A 23,215-nucleotide genomic window follows, 5' to 3' on the forward strand; every position below is an offset into this window, starting at 1 on the left:
AAGCAACACCTTGGAAGCCTTGCCAGCCACTTTTAATCATAGCGAAGTCAACTCAAAACAGTTTCTGATTTATGGCATTGCCTTTTGGTCGGATGATTGAGTCTGTTCTATCTTGCTTTAATTCCACTCTCTTCACCCTGTTTCACAGTTTCATAAATCATCCCCCCAACTCAGCAACGCCTTTATCTGTGGTGTCTCGATTGAAAAAATCGATACCCAAATGATAATTATAGGTTAGATTTACGAGCTTTTAACTCTTTGATACAACAATCGTTACAATATAGTCTGATTGTATTATTTTTTCCTGATTAGTCATTGGCAATGGTTCAACATTTTTTAAGATCATGGAATAGCCATCAAAATTTTTAACGGCTAAATTTTCTTGGGCTGCTCTCAGGGTTAACTCAACCTCCTCTGGTTTTGAGTTCTCCTTGACAACCTCGAAGGCAATGGTGACTTGTCCTGGTTGTATACAGACCGCATCAGCTGGGCATCTGGAATCCTCCACTATATCCAGAACCTTAACTTGCATCGTTTTCGATTCCATTAAGGCCATCTGATCGATCTGGAGTTTAATCTCTTGATTTAAATCCGCCTTAACCAAATTTTCTGTTGCTTGAATGTCTTGATTTAAATCCGCCTTACTCAAATTTTCCGTTGCTTGAGTACAACCGAGCATCGGTTGAATCAGGCTACAAATGATAATCAGTTTTATGAACCCTGAGACTAAAGCTAATCCTTTCGATTTCGTCATGATTGACCACCCCAAGTCGGTGTAACTGTAAGCATTCAGCCGTCAGCCTTCAGTGGTCAGTAGTCAGTGGTCAGTGGTCAGTGGTCAGCGGTCAGCGGTCAGCTGTTGGTGGCCTTTGGCACCTTAAGTAGCGTGCGTGGCATAGGCTTCTAGCCTCTGAGGTAGCGCTAATCGCTGACCGCTGATAGCTGATAGCTGATAGCTGATAGCTGATAGCTGATAGCTGATAGCTTACGTGTAACTTAGCAATCAAAGCACTAACGGGCTAAAAACCAGATCGTTCTTCAATTGAAATTATCTGAAATTATCGAGTTAGTTACTCCTTGTCTTCCTGCTAATTTTTTTGATTACTTGCATTAGAAGCAACACTGTGCCCTTTAGGAGAGAGAGTTGCTGAAACATACAGGGAATAATCCCTCCAGCTCAAGGCTGGTGATGGTAACCTTTTCGCCCCTACTAATTTTACCCTAGTGACAGCTCCTATACTGATTCTATAGAATCAGTATAGGCAACAAGCGCCAATCCAGCTATTGCTTAGGAGGCTCTGGGCTTTAAGAACGGACTGCCGAGAGACGAAACCTTAGAGAGGGTCGCCTTACTAAAAAACCTTGAACCCTTTTCCCCATAACCTTAAAACTATAAAGGCGACCCTCTCTTACGGTAACTTCAAACCCTGCCGCTCTGTTTTCTTGGTCTTTTTTTTAAGACTGTTGTGCTGACTTGCCCAGCATTTAAGGCCGTAGGCCACCCTACGCGAACGGCTTTGTTTATCAGTACATATTATTATAGCCCATGCATACCCTGTGCAAAATTCATCCCACATCTCAAAACAAAGTGTGAGTGTGGGATGAATTTTGCCGGAAGCTAATTTTAGAGTATTTTATTTTAATTGACACAAGAAGAGACAGAAAAATCCTCAAGCTCCTAACCGTGACTGTTCGTGACTGTAATCGGATGGTAACCATTCAGCCCCGTGAATCAGCTATAAGCTAGTTATGCTCAGGGTAACATAACTGATAGCTTCCAAACCGGGTCACGAAAAAGTGCCCTATTTGAAAAAGCGATTAGGGCTGACTCTGTTTATTGATCCAGCATTACCTGATTTTAGCTAAGACGTGAATGCTGAGGTCGGATTTGATTACAATATCTTGCGATTTATTAATTAACGTAAATTTATGGGAACTCCCACAAGCCAAAACCCCGCGTTTTTAAACCACCGGATGTAGGCTCGCTGCGACTTTAGTCGCCTAGACACAATTTTTCCAAAAAGGATTGACAATACCTCGCGTAGAGTATTATTTAGATATGGGTACAGGCTGAGAAACCGAGGCGCAACCGGGTCAGAAACCCGCCACTGCTTGACCTAAAAGAAGTAATGCCCGGAGGGCAGGGAAAATCCTCCTTAAAAACCCAACCATCAACTAACAATTGGTGTGTGAACTCAGCAAAAACACTTTGAGAAAACAACGGTACGGCGGGGCACGCCGAAACCAGGTGAAACAGGGAAGCAACGAACTCTATAATAAGACACTTCTCAAAAAGTAACTAAACGCCTAAGGAGACTAGCCCGCTGGGTCTTTCGTGAACTGAACTAAAATCTTAGTCTTGACGGGATTTCGGTTTAGATATTGCCATTTGGACACGGAGGTTTAAGGCCGGTCGTAGATCTAGGAATCCCCGTCACAAAGCGAGCGGGGAGTGTCAACAATCCAGGAACTTGCAACAATGAATTGAAATCAATTAACTGGTAACTAAGGGTAATTGCTATTCGACGATCAATACTCTTACCCATAAGCCGGTCTTGCATAGGTTGGTCACGTTTTTCAACAGCCATAGCACTTATCAAGACCAAGCTTAGATATTGTTTCAGTTTATGGAACATCATGACTAAAAGTTTGTTAAAAATTTATCCCCTTGGCCATCTCAGTCTTGCTTTGGTGGAATGGGTATTACTGGCATGGGCAATTCGCCTGTGGCGTCGCTCAACTAGTCTGGCCATGATTGTGCTGCCCATTGTGCTAGCAAGCATTAGCTATGACAATCTAGTTCTGGCCATGGGGAGCCTGATTGGTGAAGGAGATCTCCTGAAATCACTGAGTATGGTGCGCTTCCTATTACACTTCTTAGTAGTGCCGCTGTTCATTGTAATTGCTGTTGAGCTAGCTCACCGGGCTGGAGCAGTTTGGGCTAATACAATTGTACGAGTGTTATCCTGGGTGCTTGCCCTAGGACTGGGTGGGTATGAAGTGGCAACCCAGTTTGTTGGCCTAGAATTGGTTCCAGTCACCTTTGCTGGCACCTTGCGCTACACAGTAGCGGAAGTGAGTGCTCCACCAATTGTAACAATTTTGGTCAATTTGTTCGTGCTGCTGATTGGTATCGGCATCTGGGTAAGGCTGAAATGGCCATGGCTATTTGTGGGAACCTTGGTTGCCCTAATTGGCAATGCTGTACCAATCTCTAGAGTTGGTACCCTTGTCGGTAGCGCCTCTGAATTCGTCATGGCTCTGAGTTTGCTATTAACTGAGCGGCGGACACAGTTTGTTCGTGCCCAACTCGGCTCAGGTGAAAAGACAACGAAGGTTGAAGGTTGGGTTGAAGGTTGAAGGTTGAAGGTTGAAGGTTGGGTTGAGGGTTGAAGGTTGAGGGTTGAAGGTTGAAGGTTGGGTTGAGGGTTGAAGGTTGAAGGTTGAAGGTTGAAGGTTGGGTTGAGGGTTGAAGGTTGAAGGTTGGGTTGAGGGTTGAAGGTTGAAGGTTGGGTTGAAGGTTGGGTTGAAGGTTGAAGGTTGAAGGTTGGGTTGAAGGTTGAAGGTTGGGTTGAAGGTTGAAGGTTGAAGGTTGGGTTGAAGGTTGAAGGTTGAACGCGATGGACGAAGTCCCGCTTTCAGCGATCGCGTAGCCTATTGGCCAAGGTTGAAGGTTGGGTTGAGGGTTTAATAACCTCTAAGCTGAAAGCTGAAAGCTGTAACCTCTAACCTCTAACCTCTAACCTCTAACCTCTAACCTCTAACCTCTAACCTCTAACCTCTAACCTTCAACCTTCAACCTGTAACCTCTAACCTGTAACCTCTAACCTTCAACCTGCAACCTTCAACCTGTAACCTTCAACCTCTAACCTTAAACCTGTAACCTTCAACCTGTAACCTTCAACCTAGATGGTATTACCGACAAGCGATCGCATTATAAAATCCCTTTCGATTAGTTATTCTCAAAGAGGTTACTGCCATGAATGCCGAATTTAAATTTAGACCAATTCCCTTTGCTTGGGTTGCTATCCATCCCAAGCCTATAGGTGTTATTCAGTTGATTGGTGGTGCGTTTTTCGGAAGTTTTCCGACAATTTTCTACCGATATATCGCCAAGCGATTATTTGAATCAGGTTATACCGTTGTTGCCAGACCGTTTAGATTTACCTTCCGCCATTGGCCTGTAGCAATTGGTTTGGTCAAAGAACAAAAAACCCTATTCCAGGGAATTTTGGAAGAAGCCAAAAAATTGGGTTATGACTACAGTATCTATGAAGAAGACCCCTCTGCAAAATCGAGTAATTATTTTTGGTTAGGTCACAGCCTAGGGACAAAATACATCGCACTCTTGGAACTTTTAAGTGATTTGGAGTTCAAAAAACTTCAGGTAATTCTGGGAGATTGTGTGGGTAAAGATCAAGAGAAGCAGATTGAAGATAGCCTCAGAGATGTTGAGCTAAAATCTATTTCTTTGATCAATCAACCATCTGTATTAATGGCTCCTGTTATTAGCGGTACCAGTAGTGCGGTTCCTGTTCCATTCATAGCTGATTTAGTAGACAGACTTGGTTTCGGGGTGTTACCCACACCCGAACAAACCTATTGCTTGATCAAAAATAGCAGTTTATTTAATCTTACTGCTTTAATTAGCTTCAGTAAGGATAAGATTGCTGAAGAAGCTGGAACGGTGCGTTGGCTACAACAGAATTTACCAAATAATCCCTTTCCACTCATTGATGAGAAACTTCCTGGTAAGCATCTAACTCCCCTCGGTTGGCTCCGGGGAAATGATCAACTTGCGGATACGGTTATTGAAGTTATCACAAAACTAGCCGAGCGAGTCTAAGGGAGCAGGGAACAGGGAATAGGGAATAGGGAATAGGGAATAGGGAACAGCGGATCTGGGAGCAGGGAACAGCGGATCTGGGAACACGGGTCAGATGAGGTATCCCTAATATTAGCTAGCGCTGATCGGATCTAATGTATGGTGATCAAATTGGCGGTCAACCGTCAACTGTTAACCTACAACCTACAACCTCCAACCTCCAACCTCCAACCTCCAACCTCCAACCTGCAACCTGCAACCTCCAACCTGCAACCTCCAACCTTCAACCAACCAACCTTCAACCAACCAACCTTCAACCTTCAACCAACCAACCTTCAACCTTCAACCAACCAACCTTCAACCAACCAACCTTCAACCAACCAACCTTCAACCAAATAACCTTGGCCAATAGGCCACGCGATCGCGTTCAACCGCTAAAAGCTTTGCCATTGTAGTAATATGGAAAAAGTAAAGAATTGTTAAAATCAACGAACCATTAAATTCATGGCTATATTTCGTCAGTACATTGCTCCCCTACTGGCATTACTAGGCTTCTTAATTGCCCTATTGGCAGTCAGTTCTCGGATCTTTTTACCGAACGATATGCTAGCCCCTGCACCGATTGAAGAGTTTGACGCTGCCAGCATTCAAGCACCAGTATCGGCTCAGTTGGTTGTTAACCAAAATTCTGGGAACACTGGTGAGTAAGCCATTGTTAGCACGGTACCAGCTACGCCTGGGAACGGTACGAGAACGGGCAATTTTGGTGAAGTTCATGGAATTAACTTACCAAGAGCTTTTCCCAGAACAAAATGATTTTTCTCACCTGGCGAGGACTGTTAAACAGTACTTTTCCAGAGAAACCCCGCTGTGGTGGGTTACAGTAGCGGATGGGAACGTTTCTAGGAAAGGTTCTACTTTAACTCATGCCTTGCCCGTGGGTTGTCTGTGGATGGGCAATGGGGTTGATCAGGTAAATGGCGATCGCTATACTTATATCTTTTTACTGTACGTCATGCCAGCACACCGCCGTCAAGGCATTGGTTCAGCACTGATGCAGCAGGCTGAAGCTAGGGCAAGGGCAAGAGGCGATCGCCAAATTGGACTACAGGTGTTTCAATCGAATCAAGTCGCTTTGAACCTTTACCACGGACTGGGTTTCCGCACCCAATCTTTGTGGATGGTTAAACCATTGCACAGAAAATACTAATGAAGACTCTGGTAGAATCAGGCAAGATAAGGTAGGTTATCAGGCATGTATGACGATGATGATCTGAGTGTACTGGATAATACGGCTTTACTAGAAAGCCCTTTAGATGACATAGAGCCGATTGAAGATGAGTTAGAAGCTTCCAAACCTGATCCAGAGGAAATGCTGGCTCTGTTAACGGCACCGGAAAGCCAGCAACGGATGCTAGCAGCTCGTGCCTTTTGCGAGTTGCAAGATGAGCGAGCCATTCCCCATCTGATTAACCTGTTAAATGATGTTTGTCCCTTAGTGCGGGTAAGTGCTGCCTATGGTCTAGGGCGCAATCCTAGTCCCACGGCAGTAAAGCCTTTGATTGACCAGCTAACCCTTGATTGGAACGGTTATGTCCGTAAAGGGGTGGTCTGGGCATTGGGGAACTGTCGCGATCGCCGTGCTTTAGCCCCTCTAATTGATTCCCTAAAAACGGATATTCCTGCAGTGCGTTTGTGGGCAGCTAGTGCTCTGGCGCAAATGGCAGAGTTAGATTATCAAGAAGTAATCGCATCGATTCCGCCCTTGATTACTGCTTTAAGGAAAGACCCAGTAGCAGCAGTACGCAGTAATTGTGCTTGGTCTATCGGGCAACTGTGTCGGGAATTGCCCTCCAATGCCGTTTACGCTGGTGCTATTGATGCCTTAATTGAAGCATTTGCTGATGATGAAGACCTAGGGGTAAAAGAAGACGCCAAAGCCGCCCTCTTGAAAGTGGGAGACCCCCGTGGACTTCAGATGATTGAAATGATCGAGATGGAAGGGTTTTTGTAAGTGGGCTTGTTATAGCCCTGGGCCTCTCCCCACACTCTTCTCCCTATTCCCTGTTCAAGCCTTATGCTTTTAAGCCCTCTTGCGCTACACTAGCTACCTGCTCAACACTGTCATTCGCTAATGTTTCTAGGACTGCCCTAGCTTCTTCTCCTCCCAGATTAACCAGTGCCTGTACTAACCGGTAACGAATTTGCCAGTCGGAATTAGTGGCAAAGGGAATCAATAGAGGCACAGCCCGGGGATCTCCCAATTCTCCTAAGGAACTAATGGCGGCTGTTTGGATTAAACTGGTATCGGATTTGAGAGCGTCTTCTAAAAGTTGAAATGAACGGGGTTCACCTAGTTCCCCTAAGGCAGCTATAATACTAAATTTAATGATCCACTCAGAGGTTTGGTGATAGGTTCGCTCTAAATCATCATAGGCTTCGGTGAGCTTCAAGGCACTCAAGGAATCCGCTGCTGCTGCCTGAACATCAGGTTCTGGATCATTCAAAAGGCGATCGCGTAATAGGGTCAAAGCTAAGGTTAAATCCTGATTACCCAAGGTATGGAGCTGGCTCACTGCCCCATATCGAATCCGAACATTGTTATCTTTAACCAAGGGTTGAATTAGCTCAAACGCCACCGATGGTTCCAGCTGGCGTAGTTGGTTTAATCCACTAATGCGCTGGCCAAAATCGGTTGAATTCAGCAGCTCTTGGACAGATTCACGAGTAACGGTCATGGGTAAATTGCTTAATATCTAGCCAAAACTAAACTTACCATGTTGGTTGTTCACCGTGAACACTGAACTGTTCCCTTAATTCGCTAATTCAGCTGCCATGGCTCGGACAATATCCCCAGAGGTCAGAATTCCAATCACTTGATCTGCCTCATCTGTTACTGGTAAATGGTGGATTGATTTTTCCTGCATCAACTTAGCCGCTTTCCGCAAGGGTTGATCCGGTTTGATGCTCATGGGATGACCAGTCATTACTTCCCCAGCGGTTTGTCCAAGTGCTTTATGAAGTTCTTGGTCATAACGGGCAGGATTTTCTAAGTAAATCACGCTATCGAGAAACATGATATAGACTGGCGGTTCTACTCCTGTCTCCTGCCACAGCAAGTCAGTTTCTGAAATCACTCCCACCAATTTGCCTGCTTCGTTAACCACTGGCAAGCCACTGATGCTTTGTTCAGCAATAATTTTGATGACTTCCTTAATCGGTGTTTCGGGCTGTACCACGATCGGGTCGTGGCTCATGACTTCAGCAACGGTTTTGGCCATAGTTGGGTTTTTAAGGGTTTTCAATGGTTTAGCAGGTTATAACTCTATTCTCGCACTGCCTTAGTCTAGGAGCTGACAGAAGTCTGAAAACTTTATTGTTGATTAAGCTTTGACAAGCTTTGACCGGAGCAAAGGGAGCGTGAGGAGTCTTCAGGTTAGATTCTACCCACCCGATAGACAAACCCTTCTCATCCAGAAAAACCATCAAGCCAACGCTCCAAGTCGGCGATACTAGAAAATGCGATCGCATCTATACTAAGACATTCAATTTGTTCCAAAGATAGTGCTTCAATTTGCTGCTGTCTGTGAGGTGCCAGCTTCGAGAGTCCTTCCCACCTCAGAGCATAGTCTTTGGTTTTCCGGGCAAGTTGTGCCAGAAGGATAGACACCGCTGCTTCTCGTCGGGCTTCGAGTTTGGCTTCGTTGATAATTTCTTTGAGGTGAGTGCCCTCTGAAGACTCAGGAAGCTCTTTGGCCACTACTGTTGCGTTTTCGATTATCCTATTGCCGAGCCGAATATTGTGATAGGCTTCGTCTTCGTTTTCCGCTTCAAATTCAGTTTCGTAATGAACGACCATCCAATACCGTTTCAGTTTTGTCATCCCAAATGCCTGCCATTGTCTCGAGATTGATTCTGACTTTCTGGTAGCTTACACGACTTGTCAACTTGAGGAGGTGACAACAAGAAGACAATGAAAGTACATATTCAAACAGAAATTAAGTGACATAGTTAAAGACTATTCCCTTGCTGCGGTGCGAGCCCGGTCGGGTTTACCGACAAGGGTGAACGCGCACCAATATAATTGTTATTGATGGTGGGTATAGGATTTGTTATCCGTAAATTGAAAATGCGATTGGCCGTTGGCCACGCTACGCGAACGCTATTGTGATTACTTGACAATTAAGGAAATTACCACATCTCCTAGAAATTTTTCTCGATTAAGAAAGCAAATAATCATGAAAAAACTCCTGTTTCATCCGTTGACAATATTGACAGAGATTTTTGAATTGAGATACCCGATCAATAATCATACTCTTGAAAGGAGGTAAAATGATGTGTGCAATATAACCATAAGCAGTTGCATCTAAAGTTGTCGGTTTATCCCCCATAAAAAATGGTTTCTCTGCTAAATAATCAGACAGGGCTTGAAAATCAGCATTAATAATTTCACAAATTTCCTTCTCGGAGTGACGACCAATTCCCTGTCCATAAATCTGATTAGAAATGGACTTTTGCACCTGTTGTGAAAACTCTTCAGATTCTGGTGTCGAGCTCCCAGCAAAGTAGAGATTCGTTAATGTTTGTTTGAATAATTGCCAGTTTTCTTCAATGTTAATACGAATATAAACCTCTCCCCAATACGTATTTTCTTTCAGCATCCGCCGAAAAGCTAAGGATATTGCTTTTTCGGTTGAGGTCAAATCGCGGTCAGGATCTATGCCCTCTTTTTCCTTAAGCATCTCGATAATTAGGGTGGAGTCCCCGATGAGTTTTCCTTCATAGTCTATAAACGGAACTTTGCCTTTGGGAGCTTTAGCAAAGTCCTTAGGAATCTCGATATCGTAAGCAATATTAGCTATACGCAGCCAAGTTTCTAATTTCATACAGGGTGGACTAATACTCGGTAATCCCCATGAAGGTGGTGCCTTATACAAAGTAATCATAACAGTAAATTTGGTTCGATATTACCAATAGCTATTATAGCAATTATACGACTTGTGAGGTACAAATTTATTTCTGGCTGGTTTTTAGGGAGCAGGGAGCAGGGAGCAGGGAGCAGGGAGCAGGGAGCAGGGAGCAGGGAGCAGGGAGCAGGGAGCAGGGAGCAGGTAAGAGGTAAGAGGTGAAAAATAATGTGTACCTCATAGCCACGAAAAACGCTATATAATGAATGGCAAAATGAGAATAATTTATTAAATTAATCTAGTCATTATCGAATCAAAACCTCTAATCTAGTCTACAGTAAATTTTTGTTTTTTTTGCAATTATTTTCTTTATATTACTCGGTTTGAGCAATTTTTATTATATAAAATCAAATAAAGCACTTTTTAACCTAATGAGATACACATAATTTTTCTCTTTCCTCTTCTCTACTCCCTACTCCCTACTCCCTACTCCCTTTCCCATACTTAATCTTTCATCTTTCAACTAACTCACGAACTAAAGAGGCTAAACGCTTTCCACTATCTCTAATAGCAAGACTAGCTGCTTTTTGTTTCATATCTTCTAACCTAGTTGGTGACTTGAGTAAATGCAGCACCTCCTGTTCTAAAATTTCCTGAGTCAACTGGTCTTGACGAAATACTAAAGCAGCACCAGAATCCTTAAAGCTAGCTGCATTGAAAGCTTGATGGTCTTCCGCTGCATAAGGGTAGGGAATCAGAATGGCTGGTGTTTCAGTTATCGCTAGCTCCGTTAAGGTTCCGGCACCAGCACGGCTAATGGCTAAATTAGCCCGTTGCAGTAATGGTGCCATCTGGTTATAAAAGGGCATACACAGGTACTGAGGATGGCTCAGGGTGTTAGCCTCTGGGTCTTTTTCTCCGGTTAAATGAACAATCCAAGCACCAGCTTCAAACCAGACGGGAGCACATTGCCGCACTAGTTTATTCACAGCCACTGCTCCTTGGGAACCCCCAACCACCACAATCAAGGGTACCTCTGGTGGAATCGGGAGTTCCAGGGGCTGACTCTGTTGAAAACTATCGCGCACTGGTGTACCAACGGTTACAGTTTGAATCCGAGGTAAGTACTTGGAGGCGGCTTCAAACCCTAGGGCTACAGTATTGCAAAAGGGACTCAGCCAGCGGGTTACTTTTCCAGGAATAGCGTTAGATTCATGTATAATGGTAGGTAGACCCTGCAACCGTGCTGCCATAATTGCAGGTCCAGCGATGTAACCGCCAGTGGTGAAGACACCATCAAATTTCCCCTCTCTCAGCAGTCGCCGCACTTGCCAAATTGAACTGACCAGGCGGGTAACGATGCGTAGAGTACCGAGACCAAAGCGTTGTTGAAAGCCTTCTACGGCAATGGTGTGCAGGGGATAGTCTGGTGGTAGCAACTCATTTTCAATGCGGTCAGGAACACCCAGCCACTCGATAGTGTAATTGGGTAAGTGTTGGGCTACTGCGAGGGCGGGAAATATATGTCCCCCCGTACCACTAGCGGCAATCAGCAATCGAATGGGTGACTTAGACACGGCTATCGGTCTCCTTGATCAATTGGGTGAGGGACTTTTGTGTTGGGTTAATGGGAGTAGGGAGTAGGGAGTAGGGAGTAGGGAGTAGGGAACAAATCCTTTCTACCTCATTACTATCAGAAACGCTATAGACTTGGTAATCGGTTATGCAAAATCCGGGCTAAAACCCTAGCAGATGAAAATTTGGATAGGGGCGAGCTCAGGGCCGTCTGGACTAGACATAGGTTAGCAAACTAGATTTGGTATGATTGGTGCAAGGGATTACCCTTTCTCCAATCACCAATGATAAATTACTAATTACCAGTTACTAGTTACCAGAATTACCAGTTACCAGTTACCAGTTACCAGTTACCAGTTACCGATTACCAATGACCAATCCAGCAACCTTACTGCAACGACTATCCCAATCTTTTACTACTAAAGTCAAGTCTATTTGTTTGGACTGGTCAGTATTTGTACTATTAACGGCAGGGTTGACCCTCGGCTCTCCTCTGAAAGCCCAAGCAGACAGTCCGGAAACCGCACCGCCTCAGCTTAAAGATACCCTCAGCCAAATTGATCGCTTCGCTAATGGCAAGGATGTTGAAGGGTTGCTGGGATTCTATAGCGCTAATTTTACTAACTCCGATGGCTTAAGTCGGCAGTTGATGGCAGAAGCTTTGACTCAATTGTGGCAGCGCTACCCTTTGTTGAATTACCGCACGGAACTGACGGATTGGCAGCAAGAGGGCAGCGCGATTGTGGCAGAAACAGTGACTTATATTACTAGTAACGAACAGGATGCTAGTAAGACCAAATTTGAATCGACTTTGCGATCGCGTCAGCGCTTTGAAAACCAAAAAATTGTCTATTCAACCATTTTGGCAGAGCGTTCCCAAATCACATCAGGAGCCAATCCTCCCAAGCTAACGGTGAAGTTACCAGAACAAGTGCGTATTGGTCAGCGATTTAATTTTGATGCCATTGTCCAGGAACCCCTCGGAGATGATTTGCTGCTGGGAGTAGCTATAGAAGAATCGGTTAGGTCACAGCGCTATACTAATCCCACTGAGATTGACCTGGAATCTTTGGCTGCCGGGGGAATTTTTAAGATTGGCCGAGCCCCACTGTTACCAGAAGACCGCTGGATTTCAGCTATATTAATTCGGGGGGATGGGATGATTATGATTACTCGACGGTTACATGTGGTTGAGTGATTAGGTTTGAAGGGAGTAGGGAGTAGGGAGTAGGGAGTCGGGAGTCGGGAGTCGGGAATCGGGAGTAGGGAGTAGGGAGTAGGGAGTAGGGAGTAGGGAGTAGGAAAATGAAACAGCCCTGCTCGTCATGAGGGACTGCATCAAGAGAGTATCAAAATCAAGATAGAATCAAATCTTATTACTATTCCCGATTCCCGATTCCTGATTCCCGATTCCCGATTCCCGATTCCCGATTCCCGATTCCCTACCTTTACAGATAAATTTTAAACTTGGTGCAAGGATTTCTAAACTTAAACAAACCAGCAGGTTGGACATCCCACGATTGCGTTGCTAAAGTGCGGCGTCTGCTACGGCTGAAACGAGTAGGACATGGAGGAACCCTTGACCCAGCTGCTACGGGGGTTTTACCCATTGCTCTGGGTAAGGCAACCCGACTGTTGCAGTATATGCAGCAGGATAAAGCCTACAAGGCTACGGTGAGACTGGGAGTGAGGACAACTACTGATGATTTGGAAGGAGAGGTGATTGCTACTCAGTCTGCAGCTGGGTTGACTCTGGAGTTGGTCAAGGGTTTGTTGAAACAGTTTGAAGGTACGATTCAGCAAGTGCCACCAATGTATAGCGCTATTCAGATCAAGGGTAAACGGCTGTATGATTTAGCCAGAGCTGGTGAAGTGGTAGAGGTACCAGAACGAACTGTAGAGGTTGAGACGATCGAGGTTTTGGATTGGCGTGGGGGGGAATTTCCGGAAATTGATTTAGCGATCGCATGTGGCCCTGGCACCTATATTCGCTCCATTGCCAGGGATTTAGGAGATGCCCTCGAAACCGGTGGTGTGCTCGCCGCTCTGACTCGCACTCGCAGCAGTGGCTTTGATTTAGCCGATAGTCTGACATTAGAAGAATTGACCGAACAGCTCGAAAAAAGCCTATTCCAGCCAGTGTCCCCTAGTGTAGCTTTGGGGCACTTACCCTCTGTAACCTTGTCCCCTGATCAAGCCCGTCGCTGGTGTTTAGGACAGCGTATCTCTGGGGATGATACTCTAGCTAAAGTCTCTACCCTTGAAACCTCCACAAGCCCTCTGCAAGTCTACCACGAAGATGGCAGTTTTTTGGGTATTGCTAAAGTTATCTCCTCAACCTCTGGGGTATTGCTGGCTCCCCAAATGGTTTTTGTTTGATGCAATAGCAAAGGGAACAGGGAACAGGGAATAGGGAGCAGGGAGTCGGGAGTCGGGAGTCGGGAGTCGGGAGTCGGGAGCAGGAAACAAAAATTATCATCAATGATTTATGATACCTATAGCAATTTTAAATCATTTGTAAAATCACTGGACTTCTTAAAAACTAGCTCCAACTCCTGTCCCTTCTGCCTTCTGCCTTCTGCCTTCTGCCTTCTGCCTTCTGCCTTAAAGCAGCCCATTTATTTCACTAATCAGATAGGACTGCTATAGTTAATTGAATCTAACAGGACTTACCTAACCTGATTTCGACATAACCAACTATCCTCCGATTGAGGAGCTTCGAGTCAGTATTCAGGCGTTATAATTTAGGTTGTAATCAACAAAAGTAAAATTGTATTTGAAGCAACAAAATAACTAAAAATTATTAAATTTATTATTTAATATCATAATTTAACCGTTAAATATTCCCTATTATAAAGTAGTGTTGTACTGGGGTAATATCTAATAGCAATTTTATAATGTCCTGACAGATTCCCTCTCCCCACACTTCCCACACTTCCCACACTTCCCACACTTTCTCTACTCCCGATTCCCGATTCCCGATTCCCGATTCCCTACTCCCTACTCCCTACTCCCTACTCCCTTCAAATCAAAATGGCAAACAGTAAATCTGGCACTGTTCAAGACCTAGTCACGGTTCAGGAAGCTGCTGAAATCTTAGGTGTTTCCTCCGATACCATACGTAGGTGGGAAAAGAAAAAGCTGCTCAGGGCAAAGCGGTCTGAACGAAACTACCGCTTTTTTGACATTGAAGAATTAAAACGAATTCAAAGGAAGTATCAAGGGCTAGCTACTGGGGTTGAGTTTCGTGTTCTCAAGAGCAAAGCCACTAGGTTCGGAGTAATCGAGTTATTTGCTGGGTGTGGAGGCATGGCACTGGGTTTTGAGAATGCTGGCTTAAGCACCAAGCTGCTGGTGGAGATTGATAAAGACTGTGTAAACACTCTGAAGCTGAATAGATCTTCCTGGAAAATCATACCTGAGGATATAGCCAACGTTGATTTTACCGAATACAGGGACAACGTAGAGATTGTGGCTGGTGGGGTGCCCTGCCAAGCTTTCAGCTATGCCGGTCTGGGTAAAGGTTTTGACGATACTAGAGGGACGCTCTTTTTTGAGTTTGCACGGTGTGTCAAGGAAGTACAGCCGAAAATAGCACTGGTTGAAAACGTTAGGGGTCTGATTAACCATGACCAAGGCAGAACCTTATCCACCATGCTGCGAACCTTAGAGGATTTAGGCTACAACCCTACCTATAAATTGCTCAGAGCACAGTTTCTAGATGTCGCACAAAAGCGCGAGAGGGTAATTATCATTGCGGTCAGAAAAGACTTAGACCTAAAAGCAATATTTCCTAAGGAAAAGGATTACACTATATCTCTGAGGGAGGTGCTCAAAGATTGCCCTAAATCTATAGGAGCAGAATACCCTCGCCGCAAGAGAGAAATTATGGAATTAATACCACCAGGAGGTTATTGGCGGAACTTACCCCCAGCGCTTCAGAAAGAGTATATGAAAAAGAGTTTCTATCTCGGTGGCGGCAAAACCGGTATGGCTAGACGGCTTTCTTGGGAAGAACCTTCCCTTACTCTCACCTGTAACCCAGCTCAAAAACAGACCGAGCGGTGTCATCCTGAAGAAACACGACCCTTGACAGTTAGGGAATATGCACGTATTCAGAGCTTCCCCGATGATTGGGAATTTACAGGTTCTCTAACATCAAAGTACAGACAAATCGGCAATGCGGTACCTGTTAACTTAGCTTACCACATTGGACGATGTCTGATTGCGATGTTGCAAGGGAAATTCGACCCAGAAACGATGCAGAAGTGTTGAACTTCCGTTGGGTGCATCTCTTTTGTAAATGTTCGTAGGGTGCGTTAGGGACGGGAAAGCCCTGATCTTCTTGGTAGCCAGTGTTAGGACAATCCGTCCCGTAACGCACCACCCAAACGGCAAAAATGAGATGCTAACCCCAATTTTTTGATAATTACTCAGCCAAATATGATATTAATAATAAAGACACACTAATACACTATAGTGTTTGTATTTGAGATGTAAACCTAGGAGGTCTTTTTTTATTGTCCAATAAAACTCCAGACCTCTTTCCGATATTGCCTTTTGCCTGCCCCCCTTATTAAGGAGGGGGGATTCCTATTGCCTATTGCCTTTTTCAGCAATTGTGTTTACAACCCAGATCCAAACGCTATATGACTGTACAAAGCCAAAAACTATCACCGTTGAGACTAATACTAATAGTATTGATATCTTTAGTATTAGTCGCCATTGTTGCCATAGGAGCTACCTTTGCCCTTTCAGGAGAATCGTTGATGAAATTTCCAGGAAAACAACCTACCAATATTGGGATTCAGTCCTCAGGGCAATTAGCACCTTGCCCCAATACACCTAACTGTGTCAGCAGCTATAGCCAAGATGCCGAGCATGGTATTCAACCTTTAGCTTACAATTCTACCCCTACCGAAGCAATGGCTAAGCTTAAAATTGTGATCGAAAACCTAGAACGAACACAAATTATTGAAGAGAAAGACAACTATCTCTACGCACAATTCACTACTCCTTTAATGGGGTTTGTGGATGATGTAGAGTTTTTGTTGGATGACAGTTCTAAGGTAATCCATGTTCGCTCCGCCTCCCGTTTAGGAAAATCCGATTTGGGCCTTAATCGGAAACGGGTGGAAATAATTCGAGCGAAGTTGAGCTGATTTGTAAGTATTCAGCCGTCAGCTGTCAGCCGTCAGCCGTCAGCCGTCAGCTTATTTTATTCAAAAGCTGTTCGCGCAGCGTGCGCGTAGCGCTAATCGCTGTTCGCTGATGGCTGATAACTGAAAGCTGAAAGCTGATACGCGACACGCTGATAGCTGATGGCTGATACCTGATAGCTGAATGCTTAAGTTTAACCTACTTGGGAAACAGTTATACTGCTAAGATTAATCATTCCTAATTTTTTTGGTAATGGTTAATGATTTACTTTAATTATTACTTATTACTATCCCGTTGGTGGGCAGTGCCTAGCAACGGGATTGACTTGTTTATCTTATCGGTCTCAACCATTGCCCACCCTACATCAACTTGACACCTAGTTAATATAAATAAATTTAATGGTTTTGTGGAATAGTTAATTTGTTCTTTTCATTGGACATGCTCTCTAGGCTTTGATAGTTTGGTTTCGGCGGTTAATTATCTAACCAGTGTTGGCATCGAATACTCCGAAAACTATTTCTGGATATATCCCAAAATATAGTTTTGGACGAAGCCGAATTGGTAATAATTACTGTTAGGTACCCCATTCAAAAAAATGGATAAAATTATCATGAAAAAGTTTGTATATCTTGTGGTTTCGTTATTGTTGGTATGTTTTACCTTGGTTGGTGCTGCATCCCCAGCCAATGCTGCATATCAGGCACGATTTTCTGACTCTGGAACTACAGGACCACGTGTTGAATTTGGTACAACTGGAAATCCTACCCAGTACATGATTGTAGGAGCATACGGCAATATCAATAATATCGATACTAAGAATCGCCCTTTGAAAATTTACTCTACTTCAAATAATCCAATTACCATTCAGATCACTGAGCTTCCTGATGCTTCTACTGCTCCTGCTGGTGCAGTTTTAGAAAGTATTGTAATCGACAAGAATACTGGCAAGTTGTACATCACATCGTTTAATCAGCACTAGGCCTTAGGCATTAGTGGAATTTTGATTTCCTAGGGTAGGCTATTGCTTACCGTTTTAATCTGAACCCACATTCTTCATTTCGTGAGGAATGTGGGATATATTTTTTTGGTAGATTAACTACTAATCGATGGATATAGCAATTCTACGACTTGTGAGGTACAAATTTCTGGTTTTTAGGGAGCAGGGACTGAGGCCGTAGGCCACGCTACGCGAACGGAGCAGGGAGCAGGAAGCAGGTAATAGGTAATAGGTAATAGGTAATAGGTAATAGGTAAAAAATAATGTGTACCTAATAGCTAAGAGAAACGCTATAGTTCCATGTTTTACGATGTGATGATCAACACAATTGCTATAGGTTAATGAGGAGAAGACATTCCTACTCCCTACTCCCTACTCCCTACTCCCTACTCCCTACTCCCTACTCCCTACTCCCTACTCCCTACTCCCTACTCCCTACTCCCTACTCCCTGCTCCCTGCTCCCTAAAACCTAGAACTTTGGACTTCAATAAATATAAAAATGCTATCAGGTATAACACATTCACAATAATTATTAAGCTTTTACCTATCCAAGATTCAATCATAGAGAAAGTAACAATTGTTGCTACTAACACCAATAATTTTTCTACTTTGGGAGTTAATCGGAAACGGGTGGAAATAATTCGAGCGGATTTGAGCTGATTTTTATCAAAAAAATATCATTAATCTCGTTGGTGGGCAGTGCCTAGCAACGAGATTAATGCTGTTTATCTTATCTGTTTCAAGTACTGCCCACCCTACATAAACTTGACTGATATCTGTCACCATTGTCATTAATCCTGTGCATTAATCCCGTTGGTGGGCAGTGCATAGCAACGGGATTGACTTGCTTATTTTATCTGTTTGCACTGCCCACCCTACATCAACTGGTTCAAACTCCCTATATTTCCTTGTGTTAAACTAAATCGAGATTGGGTTTCAAGCATCTACTGGTTAATACTATATAATTAAGTGGAGGGTAATCCTTGAGTAAATTAACCGGCTTGATTGAAATCTCAAGCCACCAGGACTCACTTGCTAGTGCAGATATCGTATTTGTTCACGGGCTGGGAGGGGATGCTAGAAGCACGTGGCATCCTCAGGGAAAACGGGATGATGATGACTTCTGGCCAGTTTGGTTAGGACAAGATCAGCTAGGTCTTAACATCTGGTCTTTTGGGTATAACGCTGAAGCGACAAACTGGAAAAGCAACAGCAGTATGTCCCGTTTCGATCAAGCAAGTAATTTATTAGATTGGTTAGACAGCTGCGATCTCGGCAACCGTCCATTAGTATTTATTACTCACAGTATGGGCGGGCTTTTAGTTAAAGAGATGCTTAACAGTGCTAAAACTTTTGAAAACCAAGGTATTCTTAAACAGACTAAAGGGATTGTATTTCTAGCTACTCCCCACACTGGGTCTCATCTAGCTAAATTAATTGATAATATTGGCGTTTTGGCACAAACTACAGTAAGTGTAAAGGAACTAAAAGCTCATGACTCTCAGTTACGGAAATTAAATGAGTGGTATCGAGAAAACGTTCGGAGTCTAGGAATTGCCACAAAGGTCTATTATGAAACTCAGCCTTTCAAAGGGATTTTGGTGGTAGACGAGGATAGTGCCAACCCAGGCATTGAAAAAGTGAAGCCGGTTGCCATACCAAATAACCACATTGACCTATGCAAACCAGAGTCTCAAAATAGTCTGGTCTATCTTGGTGTCAAGAAATTTATCAAGGAATGCCTCAACACTCCTGATCAGCACCCTCATATTTCCATCCAGAATTCTCAATTTGAAGGGCAATGTACTCACCAGCAAGATATAGGGTGGGAAACTTCAAGAAGAGTTGAAGCAATTGCTGAGGAGTACACCCACCTGTTTATAGGACGCGAAGACGAACAGCAGCAGTTAGATCAGTTCCTGAGTGAGTATAGAAGTGGTGTATTGATAGTTACTGGTGGCGCTGGTTTCGGTAAATCAGCATTGTTAGCAAACTGGAAACAAAGACAACGTAAGCATGGCTGTTTCGTAGTTTATCACTGCTTCAGTTATCGCTACGACAAGACCCGCTCTATTCTGGAATCTTATCGAAACTTGCTCAAGCAGCTCTTTATCTACTATGGAATCGGAGACCAACTCTTACGCAGTGATCAGAACAGCTTACGAGACAGCTTACTCCATTTAGTATATGAACATGGTTCACGGGAAGGTCAACCTCTAGTCATTATTCTAGACGGCTTGGATGAGGCAGAAAATCCCTTTGACCCGCCATTTCTCCCTGCCTTGCCAGAAGGAGTGTTTGTCATCGCTTCGGCTAGAGCTGAAGCCGAAGAGGAACCAGACTATTTGCGTAACTGGACAGATGGTGCTCACTCGCTACATCTAAAACGCTTACCCCACCAAGCAATTCCACTTTGGTTAAAAAAGAAAGGAGGTAATTTAACTGAGTATGCACGGGATGAAAATTTTATACAAGAACTGGATGAAATAACAGATGGATTCCCACTCTATCTGGGTTTCCTCATTGATGAGTTAAGCAGAAAACAAACAGAAAACCTCCGAGCAATACTGAGGCAAAGTCCAAGGGGGTTTAGTCAATATGTGAAAAAGCAGTTTAAACTACTTGCGAAAGTCAAGGAAGTTAATAAAAGTAGGGAAATCCAAGATTTATTTGCTCTACTATCAGTAGCGTTAGGAGCATTGTCAGAGGATGATCTAGAAGAGTTGACTGATCTAACGAGCTGGGACTTTCCTAATTTACCTTGGCCGGTGGCACGCTGGTTTAGTATTAAAAACAATCTTTACAGCTTTACTCACCCGTTGCTAGCGCAGGAGTTTCAAAAAGCGCTAACACAGAAGCAGGCTAATTCTGCTAAGAAGAAATTAATCGATTACTGTAGTCATTGGCAAGAACACCAGAGTCCTTACGCGCTGCGACATTATGCAGAACACCTACAGAAAGCTCAACAGTTAGAACAGTTGTATTGTTTGGCACGGGATAAAACTTTTGCTGTTACTCAACATCAACAGATTCTTGATGAACCTGACTTATCTTTAAAGGTTGTGCGAACAGCGTTGCGAAGTGCTGCTGATACCGACGATCCGGTGGCAATGGCTGAGTTTATGTTACTACATGCCAAGCGTCTACTGGAGACAATGGAGCAGGAAACACCTCTAGATGTAATGCGAAGAGGAAACCTAGAACGAGCGTTACACCTAGCAGACTTGTACGACACTAAACTCCGTGTGTTGTGGTATTTACTACTGGCATGGGAATTAAAGGACGAAAGTAGATTTGAGGAGGCACAGGAAATACTGAAAAAGTTAATAAAAAATGATTTACCGCTTTTTTTAAGGGGTGCAACAGACTGGCAAAACAACTATGCTACCTATCTCCTCACACATGTTTTTGAAATTAATCAGGAAGTTTGTGTTGAATTACATCGGAAGCTTTTAGAACATAATGACTGCTGTCGCTCGTTGTGTAAGCTATTCATAAAGTATGGTGACTTTTCCAATGCCATCAAAACGGCAAAAGAGCGTAGTTCTCAACTGGAAAAGTTTTTCGAGCTACGAAGTATAGCAGTTTCGCAGAAAAGAAAGGGCAAAGCCGAAGCAGCAAGGTTAACCTTAGCCGAAGCCCTCGAAGGTAGCCGAAAAGTATTTCCACATGTCGGCTGCATATGGGAAATGACAGAAATTGCGGAGTTACATGCTGAACTAGGTGACCATAAACTAGCAGAAGAAATTTTTAACGAAGCAATCGAGACAGCACAGAAATTTGAAAGCCAAGAATACAGAGTAAAAGCCCTAATTGAGATATCGAATTCTCAGGTTAATATTGGTTGGGCAAGTAATGCTTTCAAAACGCTTCGACAAATCCAAATTGATGAGCAAAGTCAATTAGAAAAATATTTGAAAGTTAAACTTTTAGAAGCTACTGCAAATCTAGAAGCAAGAAACGGATATTTAGAGCAAGCAAAAACAAAATTGCACAGTGCAATAAAACTAGCTAAATATATTGAAAATAACGAAAAAAAAGCAGATGCATTAGTCAATTTAGTTGCATCGCAAGCTGAAGTAATAGAGTTGGTTAGTGCGCTGAAAACTGCTAAAAAAATTCAAGATAAATGGAAGCAAAAAAACGCTTTATTCAAAATAATTGAAAAGTATATAGAAATCAACGACTTTACCAATGCACTTCTCATTACAGAAACTATTGAAGACCCATTTGATCAGGGAAGGGCTCTAAAATTAATAGCACTTAAACAGGCTGAATTAAAAGATGATGATGGTGCAATTGAAACTGCTGAAAGAGCTGAAAAAGAGTGGTCAAAAAACAACATTCTAGTAGCAATAGCAATAAAACAGGCAGAACAGGCACTAACAAAAGATGATTTGGAAATATTGAAGTCAAATCTCACCAAGGTAAATGAGGACAGAAACCAGCCAGAAATTTTATCAGCCCTATCACAAGCACATGCACGGATGCGAGACTTCAATTCTGCGTTGAATATTGTCGATAGTTTAGAAAGTTTATCGATACGAACTGGAACTCGACTATCAATAGCAAAAATACAAGTAGATGCCTGTAAAACTAGAGAAGCACGATACAGCATAGCTCATGAACTTAAGCCAAAACAAGAGTTTGAACTTTCATATCTACGTTCATTTTTTCTAGCAGAAGTAGCAGCCTTGGAACTAGAATCAGGTCAAAAAATAAAAGCAATTTTCAATGCAAAAAGTGCCTATAAAATCGCAAAAAAAATTAATTTTAAATTAAAAAAACTTCACTCTTTAGCTCTTGTATCTGATGTTTTAGCAAAGGCTGAAGACAAAGAAACTGCACTCAAAGTTTTAGCTCATGCTAGAAAAACCGTAAACGGAATGAAGCAAAAAAGTTATGAGGATATAAACTGTTTCATGACAATAGGGGTAGCCCAGGTAAAAGCAGGTGAATTTGATGCAGCTTTAGATACCCTAAAGGAAATCATATTGCCTTACGGTCAAGCTGTGGTGCTCAAGAACTTAGCACATAAGTATAAAAGCACAGAACAACGAAAGAGAATTAAAGAATCCATTGATTACGTGTATGAGAATATCAAGGCTGGTAGTTCAATAAATGTAGTTAGAAGCCAGTGTGATTTCGCCATAGCTTTAGTTGAAACAGGAGACAAAGAAGCTGGGTTCAATGTTCTTAACGACCTTTGTAATCAAGCTGAAAAACTTAGTAATAGGAGCAACGTCCTATCAGAAGTAGCAATAGCAGAGGCAAGAATGGGAGAAATTTCCAGTGCTTGGCACAAAACCACCAGCATAGAAGATGGATGGGAGCAGCTAAAAGCACTTGAGGAAATTGCCTGGATTCAGTGGAGAAAAGAAGACAGAGAAGGACTATTAAAAACTCTTCGTGCTGCCTTTATAGCCAAAGAAAAGATTCAAGACGAACAAAACCAAACAAGGGCGTGTAAGGGAATTGCTATGCTACAAGCAATGGTGGGAGGGAGTGAATCGAAAAAAGCAATAGTTACAGCAAAAATGATGCCGACAGAAATTAATCAAATTTTTTCATTAATTGCCGGTATTTTTGCGAACAATGGTGAAAAAGATAACTTCAAACAACTATTGATTCCTTGTTCCTATTTCTTTAGTCAAACTTATGACGTGTGCAGGCACTTAGTGAGTCTGTATCCAGAAAAAACACAAGACATAGTAAAGGTAGTGGAGGAGTCTTGTTGATCCACCCCATAC

23 protein-coding genes are annotated in these 23,215 nt (G+C 43.2%); 14 read left to right on the forward strand and 9 right to left on the reverse strand.

Features of this window, described 5'->3' with window-relative positions; translation table 11 throughout:
• Nucleotides 1-250: 250 nt before the first annotated feature.
• A complete protein-coding gene (locus tag F6J90_RS08900) occupies nucleotides 251-754 on the reverse strand; it encodes a hypothetical protein (protein WP_293092201.1) in 504 nt (167 codons plus the stop codon).
• 2 nt (nucleotides 755-756) lie between these two features.
• Here F6J90_RS08900 and F6J90_RS08905 point away from each other — a divergent pair, with 2 nt between their 5' ends.
• The 7 genes from F6J90_RS08905 to F6J90_RS08935 all read left to right on the forward strand — a co-directional run bounded on the left by F6J90_RS08905 (nucleotide 757) and on the right by F6J90_RS08935 (nucleotide 6,839).
• Entirely contained in the window at nucleotides 757-885 is a 129-nt protein-coding gene (locus tag F6J90_RS08905) for a hypothetical protein (RefSeq protein ID WP_293092203.1), read from the forward strand.
• 1,752 nt (nucleotides 886-2,637) lie between these two features.
• Entirely contained in the window at nucleotides 2,638-3,360 is a 723-nt protein-coding gene (locus tag F6J90_RS08910) for a hypothetical protein (protein ID WP_293092205.1), read from the forward strand.
• A gap of 619 nt (nucleotides 3,361-3,979) precedes the next feature.
• Nucleotides 3,980-4,846, forward strand: coding sequence for a DUF1350 family protein (locus F6J90_RS08915; RefSeq protein WP_293092207.1), 867 nt, complete (start codon nucleotides 3,980-3,982; stop codon nucleotides 4,844-4,846).
• Between the two features lie 134 nt (nucleotides 4,847-4,980).
• Nucleotides 4,981-5,280 (forward strand): hypothetical protein, encoded by a 300-nt coding sequence (locus F6J90_RS08920; RefSeq protein ID WP_293092209.1) that lies wholly within the window; start codon nucleotides 4,981-4,983, stop codon nucleotides 5,278-5,280.
• Nucleotides 5,281-5,329: 49 nt separating this feature from the next.
• Complete coding sequence (locus F6J90_RS08925; protein WP_008190114.1) at nucleotides 5,330-5,533, forward strand: hypothetical protein; 204 nt, start codon at nucleotides 5,330-5,332, stop codon at nucleotides 5,531-5,533.
• Entirely contained in the window at nucleotides 5,526-6,035 is a 510-nt protein-coding gene (locus F6J90_RS08930) for an N-acetyltransferase (protein ID WP_293092213.1), read from the forward strand. The genes F6J90_RS08925 and F6J90_RS08930 overlap by 8 nt, the downstream gene beginning before the upstream one ends.
• A 45-nt stretch (nucleotides 6,036-6,080) precedes the next feature.
• The gene (locus F6J90_RS08935) at nucleotides 6,081-6,839 is read left to right on the forward strand and encodes a HEAT repeat domain-containing protein (RefSeq protein ID WP_293092215.1); all 759 of its coding nucleotides are present in this window, start codon (nucleotides 6,081-6,083) and stop codon (nucleotides 6,837-6,839) included.
• 61 nt (nucleotides 6,840-6,900) lie between these two features.
• Here F6J90_RS08935 and nblB read toward each other — a convergent pair whose 3' ends face one another.
• The 6 genes from nblB to murG form a co-directional block, all read right to left on the reverse strand.
• Nucleotides 6,901-7,563 (reverse strand): phycobilisome degradation protein NblB, encoded by a 663-nt coding sequence (nblB, locus tag F6J90_RS08940; RefSeq protein ID WP_293092217.1) that lies wholly within the window; start codon nucleotides 7,561-7,563, stop codon nucleotides 6,901-6,903.
• Between the two features lie 75 nt (nucleotides 7,564-7,638).
• A complete protein-coding gene (locus F6J90_RS08945) occupies nucleotides 7,639-8,106 on the reverse strand; it encodes a CBS domain-containing protein (RefSeq protein ID WP_293092219.1) in 468 nt (155 codons plus the stop codon).
• Nucleotides 8,107-8,294: 188 nt separating this feature from the next.
• The gene (locus tag F6J90_RS08950) at nucleotides 8,295-8,708 is read right to left on the reverse strand and encodes a DUF4351 domain-containing protein (protein WP_293092221.1); all 414 of its coding nucleotides are present in this window, start codon (nucleotides 8,706-8,708) and stop codon (nucleotides 8,295-8,297) included.
• Between the two features lie 337 nt (nucleotides 8,709-9,045).
• A complete protein-coding gene (locus tag F6J90_RS08955) occupies nucleotides 9,046-9,771 on the reverse strand; it encodes a glutathione S-transferase family protein (protein WP_366513728.1) in 726 nt (241 codons plus the stop codon).
• 67 nt (nucleotides 9,772-9,838) lie between these two features.
• Entirely contained in the window at nucleotides 9,839-9,973 is a 135-nt protein-coding gene (locus F6J90_RS08960; RefSeq protein ID WP_293092225.1) for a hypothetical protein, read from the reverse strand.
• Between the two features lie 271 nt (nucleotides 9,974-10,244).
• On the reverse strand, nucleotides 10,245-11,309 hold the full coding sequence (gene murG / locus F6J90_RS08965) for an undecaprenyldiphospho-muramoylpentapeptide beta-N-acetylglucosaminyltransferase (RefSeq protein ID WP_293092227.1): 1,065 nt from the start codon (nucleotides 11,307-11,309) through the stop codon (nucleotides 10,245-10,247).
• Between the two features lie 368 nt (nucleotides 11,310-11,677).
• On the opposite strand from murG, the gene F6J90_RS08970 reads away from it, so the two are divergent.
• Complete coding sequence (locus F6J90_RS08970) at nucleotides 11,678-12,505, forward strand: nuclear transport factor 2 family protein (RefSeq protein ID WP_293092229.1); 828 nt, start codon at nucleotides 11,678-11,680, stop codon at nucleotides 12,503-12,505.
• Here the strand turns inward: F6J90_RS08970 and F6J90_RS08975 are convergent, their stop codons facing one another.
• Entirely contained in the window at nucleotides 12,506-12,634 is a 129-nt protein-coding gene (locus F6J90_RS08975) for a hypothetical protein (RefSeq protein ID WP_293092231.1), read from the reverse strand.
• 143 nt (nucleotides 12,635-12,777) lie between these two features.
• On the opposite strand from F6J90_RS08975, the gene truB reads away from it, so the two are divergent.
• A complete protein-coding gene (gene truB / locus F6J90_RS08980; RefSeq protein ID WP_293092233.1) occupies nucleotides 12,778-13,686 on the forward strand; it encodes a tRNA pseudouridine(55) synthase TruB in 909 nt (302 codons plus the stop codon).
• Here truB and F6J90_RS08985 read toward each other — a convergent pair.
• Entirely contained in the window at nucleotides 13,634-13,786 is a 153-nt protein-coding gene (locus F6J90_RS08985; RefSeq protein WP_293092235.1) for a hypothetical protein, read from the reverse strand. The two genes, truB and F6J90_RS08985, sit on opposite strands and share 53 nt — an antisense overlap.
• 554 nt (nucleotides 13,787-14,340) lie before the next feature.
• On the opposite strand from F6J90_RS08985, the gene dcm reads away from it, so the two are divergent.
• The 5 genes from dcm (at nucleotide 14,341) to F6J90_RS09010 (ending at nucleotide 23,203) form a co-directional block, all read left to right on the forward strand.
• Complete coding sequence (gene dcm, locus F6J90_RS08990; RefSeq protein WP_293092236.1) at nucleotides 14,341-15,582, forward strand: DNA (cytosine-5-)-methyltransferase; 1,242 nt, start codon at nucleotides 14,341-14,343, stop codon at nucleotides 15,580-15,582.
• Between the two features lie 494 nt (nucleotides 15,583-16,076).
• The gene (locus F6J90_RS08995; protein WP_366513729.1) at nucleotides 16,077-16,469 is read left to right on the forward strand and encodes a DUF1499 domain-containing protein; all 393 of its coding nucleotides are present in this window, start codon (nucleotides 16,077-16,079) and stop codon (nucleotides 16,467-16,469) included.
• Nucleotides 16,470-17,062: 593 nt separating this feature from the next.
• Nucleotides 17,063-17,446, forward strand: coding sequence for a hypothetical protein (locus tag F6J90_RS09000; RefSeq protein WP_293092240.1), 384 nt, complete (start codon nucleotides 17,063-17,065; stop codon nucleotides 17,444-17,446).
• Nucleotides 17,447-17,805: 359 nt separating this feature from the next.
• Nucleotides 17,806-17,931 (forward strand): hypothetical protein, encoded by a 126-nt coding sequence (locus tag F6J90_RS09005; protein WP_293092242.1) that lies wholly within the window; start codon nucleotides 17,806-17,808, stop codon nucleotides 17,929-17,931.
• Nucleotides 17,932-18,682: 751 nt separating this feature from the next.
• Nucleotides 18,683-23,203, forward strand: a complete 4,521-nt coding sequence (locus tag F6J90_RS09010; protein ID WP_293092244.1) for an AAA family ATPase — start codon at nucleotides 18,683-18,685, stop codon at nucleotides 23,201-23,203.
• Nucleotides 23,204-23,215 lie beyond the last annotated feature (12 nt).

Origin of the sequence: Moorena sp. SIOASIH (assembly GCF_010671925.1) — a bacterium.
Lineage (GTDB): Bacteria > Cyanobacteriota > Cyanobacteriia > Cyanobacteriales > Coleofasciculaceae > Moorena.